This is a genomic window from Bradyrhizobium huanghuaihaiense (assembly GCF_025200885.1).
Taxonomy (GTDB): Bacteria; Pseudomonadota; Alphaproteobacteria; order Rhizobiales; family Xanthobacteraceae; genus Bradyrhizobium; species Bradyrhizobium huanghuaihaiense.
In genome coordinates, this window is sequence record NZ_CP104172.1 from 2694892 (window position 1) to 2708246 (window position 13355).

A 13355-nucleotide genomic window follows, 5' to 3' on the forward strand; every position below is an offset into this window, starting at 1 on the left:
AACCGCGTTCTGCCTGCTGTTGGTCCTCGCCTTCAATGCTGCAGGCCGCAGCGAAAGAGCCCCGCCGGGAGGCGGGGCTCGGAAGCATGTGGTCAGCCGCTCTACTTCTGGGTTGGCTGACTCGACGTCGAAGGCGGCGGCGCACTGTTCTGATTGGTCTGTCCAGTCTGCGTGTTCTGGTTGGTGCTGGGCTGACTGGTGGACGGAGTGCTGCTTTGTGCCGGAGCCTGGCCGGTGGTCTGGCCCGACGGCGGTTGAGTGTTGGCCTGACCCGAGGTGGCCGGTTGGTTCTGCTGAGCCTGGCCGGTTGTGGACGGCTGGTTTTGCGGAGCCTGACCGGTGGTCTGGTTCTGCTGCGCCGGCGCGTTGCCCTGGCCGGTGCTTTGCCCGGTCGTGTTCTGCGGCGCCGACTGGTTGTTGCCGCCCTGGCCGACCGTGGTCGACTGGCCCTGCGTGGCGCGGATCTGGTTGGACACGCCGAGCGCAGCAACGGTGCGGGTATCGATCGAGCCGCTGGCCTGGAAGCCTTCCTGTCTCTGGAAGGTCATCAATGCCCTACGTGTACCCGGCCCGAGGACGCCGTCGGCTTCGCCGGACAGCATGTGGCGTTCGATCAGGACCCGCTGAACAACGCGGATCTCGTCGGGGCTGAGATCCAGCGCAGCGATGCTGCCGCCACCTCCGCTCAAGCCACCACTGCGGGCATAGTGCGTCCGCGGCCCGGCGGGAATGACGTCGACGATCCTGCGGCCGCGGTCGGTGACGATGATCTCGTCGTCGACGACGAAGAAGCTGTCGTCGCGGTAGTCAGGATAGACGTCGATCAACGCAGGATAAGCCGCGACCGAGACCACGGAGATGTTCCGCGGCACGACCACGCCGGCATTGATCCGGAAGTTGATGGCATTGGTGTTGACCCGCACGCGGTCCACATTGCGTGAGCTGAGCACCGACTGCTGCAGCTGTGTCTGCTGCTGCGCATTCACCTGCACGCGACCGGACATGCTCTGGGTGGTCGCGCCCTGGGTCTGAGCCTGAGCGTTGGCCTGACCTTGCGCGTTGGTGCCGGTCGTCGTGCCCTGACCCTGCTGGGCACTCTGGTTCTGGACGTTACCCTGGGCGCTGCCACCAGTGTTCGCGCCGGTCGTCGTCGTGCTCGGACTCTGCGCGTTCGTGCCTTGTGCGTTCCTGTCTTGCGCGTTCCTGTCTTGGGCGGTGCCCTTGGTGTTCGCGCCGGTGGTTGTCGTGCTCTGGCCCTGCGCGTTCTTGCTCTGGGCATTCTTGTCTTGCGCATTCTTATCCCGGGCATTGTCCCTGGCATTGGCGCCCGTCGTGGTGCTCTTGTTCTGTTCGGTGCTCTGCGACTGCGTACGGTCGCGGTCGCTGCGGCTCTGTCCGATCGTCTGCTTGCCGCTCTTGTCGCTTTCGGACTTGGATTGACGCGCCTGGTCCCTGTCGCCACGGCTCTGGCCGACCGTCTGGTCCTTGCCTTGCTTGCTTTGCTCCGATTGCGACTGACGCGCGCCGTCGCGGCCCTGACCGATGGTCTGCTTGTCGCTCTTGTCCGCGGCTCGGCCGCTGTCGTGCGCCGCAGAGGAGCCTTCGGCCCGACCGCCCGCGCGGCCCTGGGTCATTCCTTCGCTGCGCGAGGCGCCAGCGGCGCCGTGCGACTTCGCGTCGCCGGATTGTCCGTGTTCCGCAGCACCTCCGCTGGCACCTTCACGCATGCCCTGCGCCGATGCCAGGCTGACGCCGGCGAGAAGCACTGCCGTGGTCAGCAAAAACTTGTTCTTCCTCGTGTTCATCTGAGATCTCCTTGATGTGCTCGCTGCAATTGCTCAGGTTCGGTCCTGACGCGACCGCGCGCATTGAACTTCCCGGTCGAAGCCGGACGGCATCGGCCTGATCATCATTCCTGAGGGCTCAGCGTTCCGCGCTGGGCCTGTCTTGGCGCTTCACATCACCAGTGGTGCCAACGATGGTGATGGAAGTGCCGCCGCGGGAACGGTCCGCCGTAATAGGCGTAGGCCGGACGCACGACGCGGCGATAGCCGTACCCGTAATAGGCGGGGGCATAACCAGTGCTGTAGTAGGTCGTGGTGTAGCCGCCCCAGGGATATGGTTCGTAGCCGCCGTAATACGCCGGTGCGTAGCCGCCGCCGTAATAGCCGTAACCCGGGCCATAGTAGCCGTAACCCGGCCCATACGCGTAAGCGGAAGAGGCCAGGCCGCCGATCACGGCGCCTGCGATCAATCCACCTGCCAGAGCCGGACCGAAGCCGCCACGCCAGCGGGCTTCCGCGGGCGTTGGTGCTGCCACCGCGCTCAGGCCGAGCGTGCCGACGGTTGCCAGAACTAGCGCGGTCTTCATGTGCTGTCCTCCTCGTTGGTGTTGTGATGCCGTGCCAACATCAAGGACGGGCAAAAGTTGCAAACGTGCAATCAGGAGAGGCAAAGAGTCATGAAGATAAATGCGCGTTCATCTCGATGGTCTCGCGTCTCCTGATGGCGGTCGCTTCAGGGCTGATCGCGTCGGTTGAAGGGATCGATCAGCCACGCTGTTCCGCGGACATTTCTTGATCGCGTCGCGCCGTTTGTTCCCGAGGCTGCGGCGGTTTGGCACATACGTAGCCGCCCTAGTCCGACGCCAACCCCGTCCTTCGCCGCAGATCCGTGATGGCGCGTAAGAAGCTGTCGGCCGGCGTCGTTTCCGGATCGATCAGCCGGTGCAGGCGAAAGCCGTCTTCCAGCGCCAGCACGACGGACGCCATCCAGGGCGGGTTCAGAGTGCCGCCCTTCGCGTTGCCCTTCAATGTCGCCTCGACGATGTCGGCGACCAGCTTGCGCCGCGCGCGCAGGCGTTTGGCAAGTTCGGGCCGGCGCTTCTCGGCGCGCGCGACGTAGAGGATCATCTCCATGTGGAGGAGGGGCGCGCGGCCGAGCGGGTCCTGCTTGCTGCGGTCCATTGTCTTCAGTGCCGCGATGAAATCGTCGAGATTGTCGTGCTGGGCGAGGATGTCCATGTTGCGGCGGATCGACTGCTCGACATGGTCCTCGAGCATGGCGATGATCAGCTCGTCCTTGCTCTTGAAGTTGGAATAGAACGCGCCGCGGGTGAAACCCGCCGCTGCCGCGATCGCCTCGATGCTGGCGCCGCCGATGCCGTCCTCCTCGAACACGCGCGCGGCCGCCTCGAACAACTTGTCGCGCGTGTCGTCCCTGGTCGGCCTGGTTCTCACCCTTGACATCGGCGCAGCTTAGGGCAGAATGCAACTCGATACAACAATGTATCGAGTTGATAAATAACAGGGATGGGTTACGCCGGGCAGGGGCTGCCTTGCGTATGCGTGTCATGCGGCAACCGATTGAGGTCACCATGAACGAGCAAGTGCAACCCGCCGGCGGTGATCCGCTGTTCAATCCGCTGTCGCCGGATTTCATCCGCGATCCCTATCCACATTACGACCGGCTGCGCGCGATCGATCCGATCCACGTGACGCCGTTCGGCCAGTTCGTCGCCAGCCGCCACGCCGATGTCAGCCTCGTGATGCGCGACAAGCGCTTCGGCAAGGATTTCGTCGAGCGCTCCAAGCGCCGCTACAGCGAAAAGATCATGGACGAGCCGGTGTTCCGCAGCATGAGCCACTGGATGCTGCAGTCTGATCCTCCGGATCACACCCGCCTGCGCGGCCTCGTCGTAAAGGCTTTCACGGCGCGCCGGGTCGAGGACATGCGGCCGCGCATCCAGGAGATCGTCGACCAGGCCATCGATGCCGTGATCGCGCGCGGCCACATGGACCTGATCGAGGATTTCGCCTTCCGCCTGCCCGTCACCATCATCTGCGACATGCTCGGCATCCCCGAGGACCATCGCGAGGTCTTCTACAAGAGCTCGCGCGACGGCGGCCGGCTGCTCGACCCCGTGCCGCTCTCGCCGGAGGAGATCGCCAAGGGCAACGCCGGCAACATGATGGCGCAGATGTATTTCCAGCAGCTGTTCGAGCTCCGCCGCAAAAATCCCGGCGACGACCTGATCACGCAGCTGGTGCAAGCCGAGGAGGACGGCAACAAGCTCACCAATGAGGAGCTGACCGCCAACATCATCCTGCTGTTCGGCGCCGGTCACGAGACCACCGTCAATCTGATCGGCAACGGCCTTCTGGCGCTCCACCGCAATCCGGACCAGCTGGCGCTGCTGAAGGCGCGGCCGGAGCTGATGGTGGGCGCGATCGAGGAATTTTTGCGCTACGATTCCTCCGTGCAGATGACCGGGCGTGTCACGCTTGAGGACATCGAGGATCTCGGCGGCAGGCAGATCCCCAAGGGCGAGACGGTGCTCTGCCTGCTCGGCTCGGCCAACCGCGATCCCGCCGTTTACCCTGATCGCCCGGACCGGCTCGACGTCACCAGGCAGAACGTCAAGCCGCTGTCGTTCGGCGGCGGCATCCATTTCTGCCTGGGGGCTCAGCTGGCGCGCATCGAGGCCGAGATCGCCATCGCCACGCTGCTCCGGCGGTTGCCTGACTTGCGCATCGACGACGTCGAGAACCCCAAATGGCGGTCGACCTTCGTGCTGCGCGGCCTGACGCAGCTCCCCGCGAGCTGGTGAGGCCCCACCGTTAACCTCCGCGCGCAACAGTCGCTGTGACTTCGCCACACTTCCCTCTATATAAGGGGCTGTTCCGGCGCGCCTGAAGCCTCAAGGCCAAGGTTTGCAGGGGTCAAGGTTTGGCCCGGGTGCCGGTTTGGCCGAGGGGAGACCCGTGCAGACGACGCTGCTCGGATTGGCGATTGCCTTCATCTTAGCGCTGCTCGCCGCGCTGATCGGGCCTTACTTCATCGACTGGAACCAGTTCAGGCCCCAGTTCGAGGCGGAGGCCGGCCGGATCATCGGCGTGCCGGTACGGGTGGCGGGCGAACTGGACGCGCGGCTGCTGCCGGCGCCGACCCTGCGGCTGCGTTCCGTGACCTTCGGCGGCAACAACGATCTCGGCCGGCTGCGGGCCGACAAGCTCGACGTCGAGTTCAGCCTGGGTTCTCTCATGCGCGGCGAATGGCGCGCCACCGAGCTGAGCGTGGGCGGCATGGCGGTCGATCTCGGCCTCGATGCGCGCGGCCGGGTCGATTTACCGTCGACCGCGAGCGGCAGTTTCAACCTGGGCTCGCTCGCCATCGAGCGGGTGAACCTCACCGGCCGCATCGCGCTGCATGATGCCGCCAGCCGTTCGACGCTGGAGCTGACCGACATCGCATTCTCCGGCGACGTCCGCTCGCTCGCCGGTTCGGTGCGAGGCGACGGCAGTTTCAAGGTGTCAGGCACGCGCTATCCGTTCCGCGTCTCCTCCGGCCCGAGCGCCGACGGCAGCGCCACGCGCCTGCATCTCAACGTCGATCCCGGCGAGCGCGCGATCCTGGCCGATCTCGAAGGCGTGCTCGCCTTCGACAACCGCCTGCCGAAATTCGACGGCGCATTGACGCTCGCGGTGCCTTCGGCAAAGAAGCCGGGCGAGGCGGGGCCGACGCCGTGGAAGCTCACCGCAAAACTCAAGGCCGACCCGGCCGGTGCCAAGTTCGACCAGATCGATGCGAGCATCGGCACTGATGACAACGCGTTGAAAGTCGGCGGCGTCGGCGACCTCAGGTTCGGTGCTTCACCGCTGCTGCGCGCGGTGCTGTCGGCCCGCCAGATCGATGCCGACAGGCTGGCGGCCAAAAACGATTCCGAGCCGCTGCGCATCCTGCCGGCGCTGCGCGCAGGCCTCGCCGCGATCCCGCAGGCACCGATCCCGGCGCAGATCGAGTTCAACTCCGACCAGATCATGCTCGGTGGCCGGCCGCTCCAGAACATCGCGGCGGAGCTTGCGACCGACGGCCGTTCCTGGACCTTCCGGCGGCTCGAGCTGCGCGCGCCCGGCACGACGCAGCTCTCGCTCAACGGCGCAACGCCCGGCGCCGACAGTTTCAGCGGCCGCCTCAACGTCGAATCCTCCGACCCCGATACGCTGGTGGCCTGGCTCCAGGGCCGCAGCGAGATCAACCGCCGCAGCACCCGGCCGCTGCGCCTTGCCGGCGACGTGACCATCGCCGCCAACCATCTCGCCATCGACCGCCTGAAGGCGGACATCGAAGGCGGCGCCATCGAGGGACGGATTGCCTTCGTCCAGAGCGGCGCGAGCAAGGGCTCGCGGATCGATGCCGAGCTGAAGGCCGACCGGCTCGATCTCGACGCTGCCGCGAGCTTTGTCCGCGCGCTCGCAGGGCCGCAAGGTGAATGGCCGGAGGAGGCAAGGCTCTCGCTCGATGTCGGCCGCGCCATCTCCGCCGGCCAGGAGTTGCGACCGTTCGCGGCGAAGCTCGGTTACGGGCCGAATTCGCTGTCGCTGGAGCAGTTGCGGTTCGGCCAGACCAGCGACGTGACCACGGAAGCGAGCGGCAGCTTCGACCGCACCAGGGCCACCGGCAAGCTCGCGCTGAAATCCTCAGGCAGCTCACTGCACGAGCTCACCGCACTGATCGAGCCGTTTGCGCCGTCGGTGCGTGCGCGCTTCGATGCCCTCCCGTCACTGCCGGGCGCAACCCGCCTGAAGCTCGACCTCAGCCTTGACAAGAACGCCGAGCATGCCGATCGCAGCGACGCCCGCGCCGTGCTCGATCTCGACGCGCCGCAGCTCAAGGTGACCGCGACGCTGGCCGCGCAGACGCCGGTAGCGGCCGTCAACGGCATCGATCTCGACAAATTGCAGAGCAGCGAGTTCACGCTGGAGTCGAAAGTCTCGACACCGCAGGCCAGTGCATTGCTGGCCCTGCTCGGGCTCGATCGCGTGGTCGCCGCAGGCGAGGGCGCGTCGCAGTTCGAAGGCAAGCTCAGCGGTGCCTGGCGGCGGCCGCTGCAATTGAACGCGAAGATCAGCGGTGGCGGGCTGGATGCGGATGCGCAAGGGACCGTCGAGCTGTCGGAGCCAAAAGCCAGCGTGAATCTGCGGGTGCGCAACGTCAACCTCGCGCCGCTGTTCGGGACTGGCACGGCCGACAAGTCGGTGCAGGGCGTCAGCCTGTCCTCGCGCCTCACACTGGCAGGCAACCGCCTGACCTTCAACGATCTCGACGGCAGCGCAGGCAGCTCGCATCTGCGCGGGCGTCTCGCGGTCACGCTCGATCCGGAGAAGAGCGTCGACGGCGAGATGGGCCTCGATACGCTCGACCTTGGGCCTGCGCTCGCGATGGCGATCGGCGCGGCGGGACGCGATGCGGGCGAGCCGCTGAGTGCGGGGCTGCTCGGTGGCTGGCGCGGCCGCATCGCCTTCCAGGCGCTGCGCGGCATGATGCCCGGCGGCATCGAGTTGCGCCCGTTCGGCGGCACGATCCGCAGCGATGGCCAGTCGCTCGCGCTCGATGGCCTCAAGGGTGGCGTTGGCGGCGGCGAGATATCAGCGAGCTTCGACGCGCGCAATGGCGCCAATGGCCTGGCGCTGAACGCGCGCATCGAGCTCAGCAATGTCGATGCGACCGTGCTGCGCTACCGCGACCTCGCGCTGCCGAAGGGGCGTGCCTCGGTGCAGATGGCGCTGACCAGCCAGGGCCGCAGCGTCGCGGCGCTCACCGGCGCGCTCGCCGGCAACGGCACCGTGACGCTCGAATCCGCCGAGATCAGCGGCCTCAATCCGCGCGCCTTCGAGATCGCCATCCGCGCCAGTGACGGCGGCCAGGTCAGCGACGACAACCGCCTGCGGCAGCTGGTCGAGCCCGCGCTCTCGGCAGGCCCCATCGCGGTCGCCTCGGCGCAGATCCCGTTCACGATCCGCGACGGACGGCTGCGGGTCGGCGCGACGCCGCTGGAGGCGAAGAATGCCCGCGCCATCGTCTCCGGCGGCTACGACATTCCCGCCGATCAGGCCGACATCCGCGCCAGCCTGACGCCGATTATGACCGGGCTCTCCGGCGCGCCGCCCGAGATCCAGCTGTTCGCGGCAGGTCCGCCCGACAGATTGAGCCGCACCGTTGACCTGGCGCCGCTGTCGTCATGGCTCGCGGTGCGCACGATCGACCGCGAGACGCGCCGGCTCGATGCGATCGAGCGCGGCGAGCCGCCGCCGGCCACCGCCGCTCTGCCGACGCTGGTGTCGCCGGAGGTGGCGCCCGAGCCGGCGCCGATCAATGTGCCGCTGCCGGGCCAGGATCCGCGCCGCGCGCAGCCAAAGGCGAAGGCTGCGCCGACGCCGAAGGCGCCGCAGGCCGCGCCCGCCGCGCCAAGTCCAGCACTGACAAGTCCTGCACTGACGAGCCCTCCACTTACAAGTGCTCCACTCGCGAGCCAGCAGGTCGCGCCCTTGCCGCCGCCGATCGAGGTGCGGCCGGCGCCCGGCCCTGCGCCCGCAAAACCCAAGCCGAAGCCGCCGCTGGTGCTGACGCCGCAGAATCCGTGAGCGGATTGGTCTGCGCGAATTGAGAGCCGCGCGGGAGAGGGGGCGCACGTCCCGCGCAGCCCCTTGCCCGCCGGTTAACCCATTCTCTCGCATTTGAATGAATTTTAGTCGGCAAAACTGATTTGCCGATTTTACCGAATTCTCGCGTTTCATCTCTAGCGTTGGATCCCAGAGGAATTCGGCGTCGCGCCAGATGAGGCGCAACGGTTCGCCAAAGAACGACCAAGAACTGGGGTATCGAGATGAACGGGGCGAAATCGCTTCTGCAGGATCTGGACGACGCAATCGCGCGCGGCACCGACGAAAGCCGGGCACGCGCCTTGTGGCACGCGACCGATCTTCTGATCACCGGCCGCTATGTCGACGACGAGATCAGCATGTTCGGCGAGGTGATCGGCCGGCTCGCCGACGAGATCGAGGTCGCCGCCCGCGTGCAGCTCTCCGAATTGATGTCGGCCTGCGACCACGCTCCGCTCAACGTCATCGAGAAGCTCGCTTTCGACGACGCGATCGAGGTCGCCGGCCCCGTGCTGCGCGATTCCACGCGGATCGACGAGAAGGTTCTGGTCGAGAGCGCCATGACCAAGGGCCAGGCGCATCTGCTCGCGATCTCGCAGCGCCAGTCGATCGGCGAGGCCGTGACTGATGTGCTGGTCAAGCGCGGCAACCAGGAGGTCGTGACCTCGGTTGCGAAGAACGAGGGCGCGCGCTTCTCCGGCTCCGGCCTGTTGCACATGGTCCGCCGCGCCGAGGGCGACTCGATCCTTGCCGAGCAGCTTGGCCTCCGCAAGGACGTGCCGCGTCACATCTTCCAGCAGCTGATCGCCAAGGCGTCGGAAGACGTCCGCCGCCGCCTCGAGACCGAGCGCCCCGAGATGATGGCGCAGATCCAGAGCTCGGTGACCGAGGTCACCGGCGATCTGCAATCCAAGTTCGGCCCGTCCTCGCGCAGCTATTTCGTCGCCAAGCGCGTGGTGACGACGCAGTACCGCCAGGGCAATCTCAACCAGGATTCGATCTCGAACTATGCCCGGCAGCACCGCTTCGACGAGGTGCAGATCGGCCTGTCGCTGCTGTCGGCGCTGCCGGTCGACGTCATCGAACGCGCGCTGATGGACCGCAACCGCGAGATGATCCTGGTGCTGTGCAAGGCGCTCGATTTCTCCTGGGACACGACCATGTCGCTGCTCTTCCTCGGCGCCAAGGATCATCTGATCACGGCCCGCGACCTCCAGGACAACGAGCGCGAGTTCGGCCGGCTCAAGATCGAGACCTCGCGCAGCATCCTGAAGTTCTACCAGTCGCGCAAGAACAGCGCGGGTGCCGATTCCGCCTCGGGCCGTCAGCCCGAGCTCCAGGTTCACTGAACAGGTTCACTGAGCAGGAATTCGAGAGGGGAGTATTGCAGATGTTGCCTCAATTCGGCACCGCAGTTCGCAAGAATAAGAACCTCAACAATGCTGTCGCCACCGATCTCGGCGGCGGAGCGCCCGACAAGGCCTCGGTGGACGCCGCATGGCTCGTGCTCGAAGCCGCCAACGACCTCGGCGACCACGCCGCGATCGAGGCCTGCCGGCGCGTCATCGATGCCGAGCTGAACGGCACGGCGGCCCGCAGCTCGGATGTCGATCTCGTCGTGGGGTATTTCAGGTAAGCTGCTGCAGCCCGGATGGAGCTGGCGGACCCGTGCTGCTTCCACACCGTCATTGCGAGCGCAGCGAAGCAATCCAGACTGTCTCCGCGGAAAGATCCTGGATTGCTTCGCTTCGCTCGCAATGACCGAGTACGGCGGAGGCCGGCACGTCGTGGATCGCGCCCGGATTTCGTTAGCTCGCCGTGGGGTGTGAGAGTCGGCATTTCCGCAAGGCACCCCTTCGATCCCGAATGGGCATGCGTCGAGCTTGCGCAGTCGAAAGCATGATATCGTACCACCTGGGATAGCACTCGCTAATCCCTGGATTTGGGAGAGATAGTCATGAAGACCTTCGCGTTTCTCGTCGTCGGGCTCGCTGTCGCAACCCTATCGATGCCGGCAGCCAATGCTCAATACAAGTGTTCCTGGAGCGGCGGCACGATTTCCTCCGTCCCGTGTGCCAAGCGTTATGCCGTCAACTACGAAGCGTGCCGAAAATACGTCATCGAGCATGGCTCGACCTCGGCCGACGCCATGTGGTGGTGTACGAGCCAGGGTTATACGAAGTAGCGACACAAGCGATTTGATAGACCGCGCAAAGTGATCTGACGTCGGCCAAGAGGCCGCCGTGCTGGGCGGCGTCTTCGTTGCGTCCAACGCAAAATACAAAGAGTGCAAAACACAAAAAGGCCCCGCCGAAGCGGGGCCTCCTTGTTCGATCGTGCTGGCTCGCATCAATCGTCCCAGTGATGATAACGACGGATCACGACACCGCGGTCGTAGTCGCGGTCGTGATGGTACCAGCCACGGTGCCAGCCGTGGTCATGCTCGTAGATGCGCGCGCGGGGGCCGTCATAATAGCCCCTGTCGCCGCCGACATAGACTCCGAAGCCGGCCGCGTTGGCGATTGTGGGCGTACCGATTACAAGCGTCGCTAGCGCTGCAAGAGCGTAAGTCAGCTTCTTCATCTGTTCCTCCTTGGCTTGCGTCCGTCGCGAGTCAACGACCGCCACCATCGCCTGTTGCAGGAACGGGCAAGAAACTTTCTTGAATGGCTGTTCAGGTCGGTTGCATCCGAGTGCTTCGTCGAAGCTCCCGACGGAACCGCGCCAGGGCGAGTCCCTCTGTTCCGGGTGGACCTGATGACACGAGGCTTTGAACGCCCTGTCGCATATAAGGCAGAATGCTGAGTGAGCGGTTATGCCTTCCACTCTGTCGCCTTGCGTAAAACGTTCCATTGTCGTTCACCGCGATGTGGCGACGGCTACAACTCTCGAACGACAGGTGCCTAATGAATGAACGTAGCGACGGTCAGGCAGGCGCTCGGCAAGCCGGGTTTGCCGGTGTCACGCGCAAGGTTCTCGAACGTCTTCCGCTGCCCGGCAAGCAGCAGGAGCTCATGGTCGTCGAGGTCACCTATCCGCCGGGCGGCGTCGCGCCGCTTCACCGGCATCCCGTTGCGGGCGCGATCTACATCGTCGAAGGTGTTGCCGAATCCGCCTATGGCAGCGATGAGCCGCGACAATACCGGGCGGGCGAGACCTTGCAGGATCGGGCCGATGTTCCGCACACCCACTTTCGCAATTGCGACCCGGACCGTCCGCTCCGCTTCCTGACCATCTATGTGCTCGAACCCGGGCGCTCCTACACGATGGAGCCGTGAGCCATACGCGCCACAGCCTGCTGTCACGGACACGCGCATCGCACGCAGTCCGTAGGATGGGTAGAGCTCTTGCGAAACCCATCATTGTTTCCGAGCGTGTCGAAGCGCGATGGGTTTCGCAAGAGCTCTACCCATCCTACGAGGAGTCTGTCGGTGCTGAAGTGATCCATGGAAACAGTTCGTCGCTTTGGAGCTGGTCGCGATCTTGATGATGCCATCGTGCCCCTGTTCTGCCCGGCGGGTCAACCGACGCCCAGTTCGTATCCCGGTGCGTCCAGCGCTCGGATGAAAGGGGTCGAGCGGCAGCTTGATCTGAATCAAGCACGCGGATGACGGCTACACCACAACGCGACTTCAGGGACTGGTGATCTGTTGGTGTGCGCAATGATTCCAACCTGGTACGTCACCTTCGAAGTGCGACAGCGAGGCGTTCTGCCGAGACAACGAAGTCCGCGTGAGACGAAGACCTTTGCGACCGAGCATGAGGCGAGGCTGTTTGCGCGCGCCAGGCGTGAGGAGGGACTCTCCGTCTTTGCAGGCACGATCAACCCCCACCTTCCGAAGCGGCTGATCCCGTCCTCCGGCATCGACGCGTGGCTTGCCGACGAACAGGACGGCGCCGCGGCGCCCGGTGCTTCAAGTGACGACTAAGCACTTTCTCGTGCATAGCCGTCACGCTTGAGTGTTGCCATTTTGGTACGGGTTGAAACTCCCCTCGCGCATAGACTCCAGGATGTTTGCAGCACTTATGCACGCCAGCCGGCATAGGAGCTCGCTTCTGACGAAGAAATTTGAGCAAAGGGGACGAGACAATGAAGAAGCTTTCGATCGCTGCGATCGGTTTCGCGGCACTGAGCATGGCGGCTCCGGCCATGGCGGCCGATATGGCTGTGAAGGCAGCGCCGCCGCCGGCGCCGGTGGTGGCGGTCTACAACTGGACCGGGTTCTATATTGGCGCCAACGGAGGTTATGGGTGGAGCCACGGCTGTGCGGATCTGATAACGCCCGCAGGCGCCGTCGCAAGTGGCTGCGCCGATCGCTCCGGAGGCCTCGCCGGCGGACAGATCGGGTATCGCTGGCAGACCAATCAGTTCGTGCTCGGCCTGGAAGCGCAGGGCGATTGGGCCGAGATCAAGAACACCCGCGTCAGCCTGGTCGATCCGTTGATCTCGACCACGGGCAAGATCGATGCGATCGGGCTGTTCACGGCCCAGCTCGGCTGGGCATGGAACGCTTCGCTGCTCTACGTGAAGGGCGGCGCCGCGGTGACGCGCAATCGCTTTGACATCTTCAACAACGTCACCGGCGTCGGCCTCGCTTCGGTAGGTCACACGCGCTGGGGCGGTGCGCTGGGTGTTGGCTGGGAGTATGGCTTCACCCCGAACTGGTCGGTCGGCGTCGAATACGATCATCTCTGGATGGGGCGCGACAACACCTCCTTCGCGGGCGTGGTCACGCCCGGTGGGTTCATCCTCACGGGCAGCGGGGTCACCCAGGACGTCGACATGGTCACGGTTCGGGTGAACTACCGCTTCGGCGGTTACGGTGCGCCGGTCACGGCGCGCTATTGAACCTAAATCTCTCCAGTGAACTCAGGCCCCGGCATCGACCGGGGCCTTTTTCATGGGGCAAGGAC

12 protein-coding genes are annotated in these 13355 nt (G+C 65.2%); 8 read left to right on the forward strand and 4 right to left on the reverse strand.

The window, feature by feature from the left end:
- Positions 1-101 precede the first annotated feature (101 nt).
- The 3 genes from N2603_RS12715 to N2603_RS12725 all read right to left on the reverse strand — a co-directional run bounded on the left by N2603_RS12715 (position 102) and on the right by N2603_RS12725 (position 3248).
- Entirely contained in the window at positions 102-1781 is a 1680-nt protein-coding gene (locus N2603_RS12715; protein WP_260389039.1) for a peptidoglycan-binding protein, read from the reverse strand.
- A 179-nt stretch (positions 1782-1960) separates the two neighbouring features.
- Entirely contained in the window at positions 1961-2371 is a 411-nt protein-coding gene (locus N2603_RS12720; protein ID WP_260389040.1) for a hypothetical protein, read from the reverse strand.
- Positions 2372-2636: 265 nt separating this feature from the next.
- Positions 2637-3248, reverse strand: a complete 612-nt coding sequence (locus N2603_RS12725; protein ID WP_260389041.1) for a TetR/AcrR family transcriptional regulator — start codon at positions 3246-3248, stop codon at positions 2637-2639.
- Between the two features lie 128 nt (positions 3249-3376).
- Between N2603_RS12725 and N2603_RS12730 the strand changes: the two genes are divergently transcribed.
- From N2603_RS12730 to N2603_RS12750, 5 genes are all read left to right on the forward strand, one after another.
- Positions 3377-4609 carry a cytochrome P450 gene (locus tag N2603_RS12730; protein ID WP_260389042.1) on the forward strand — a complete coding sequence of 411 codons (1233 nt, stop codon included), beginning with the start codon at positions 3377-3379 and terminating at the stop codon, positions 4607-4609.
- Between the two features lie 154 nt (positions 4610-4763).
- Positions 4764-8423 (forward strand): AsmA family protein, encoded by a 3660-nt coding sequence (locus N2603_RS12735; RefSeq protein WP_260389043.1) that lies wholly within the window; start codon positions 4764-4766, stop codon positions 8421-8423.
- Positions 8424-8665: 242 nt separating this feature from the next.
- Positions 8666-9790: a DUF2336 domain-containing protein gene (locus tag N2603_RS12740; RefSeq protein WP_018640874.1), complete on the forward strand. Its 1125-nt coding sequence runs from the start codon at positions 8666-8668 to the stop codon at positions 9788-9790.
- 41 nt (positions 9791-9831) lie between these two features.
- Positions 9832-10077 (forward strand): hypothetical protein, encoded by a 246-nt coding sequence (locus N2603_RS12745; RefSeq protein ID WP_018640873.1) that lies wholly within the window; start codon positions 9832-9834, stop codon positions 10075-10077.
- A 321-nt stretch (positions 10078-10398) separates the two neighbouring features.
- Positions 10399-10626, forward strand: coding sequence for a hypothetical protein (locus N2603_RS12750; protein ID WP_018640872.1), 228 nt, complete (start codon positions 10399-10401; stop codon positions 10624-10626).
- Positions 10627-10790: 164 nt separating this feature from the next.
- Here the strand turns inward: N2603_RS12750 and N2603_RS12755 are convergent, their stop codons facing one another.
- The gene (locus N2603_RS12755; RefSeq protein ID WP_260389044.1) at positions 10791-11024 is read right to left on the reverse strand and encodes a hypothetical protein; all 234 of its coding nucleotides are present in this window, start codon (positions 11022-11024) and stop codon (positions 10791-10793) included.
- Between the two features lie 323 nt (positions 11025-11347).
- On the opposite strand from N2603_RS12755, the gene N2603_RS12760 reads away from it, so the two are divergent.
- The 3 genes from N2603_RS12760 (at position 11348) to N2603_RS12770 (ending at position 13290) form a co-directional block, all read left to right on the forward strand.
- Positions 11348-11719: a cupin domain-containing protein gene (locus tag N2603_RS12760; protein WP_018640870.1), complete on the forward strand. Its 372-nt coding sequence runs from the start codon at positions 11348-11350 to the stop codon at positions 11717-11719.
- 384 nt (positions 11720-12103) lie between these two features.
- Positions 12104-12370, forward strand: a complete 267-nt coding sequence (locus N2603_RS12765) for a hypothetical protein (protein WP_260389046.1) — start codon at positions 12104-12106, stop codon at positions 12368-12370.
- Positions 12371-12531: 161 nt separating this feature from the next.
- On the forward strand, positions 12532-13290 hold the full coding sequence (locus N2603_RS12770; RefSeq protein ID WP_260389048.1) for an outer membrane protein: 759 nt from the start codon (positions 12532-12534) through the stop codon (positions 13288-13290).
- Positions 13291-13355: the final 65 nt, after the last annotated feature.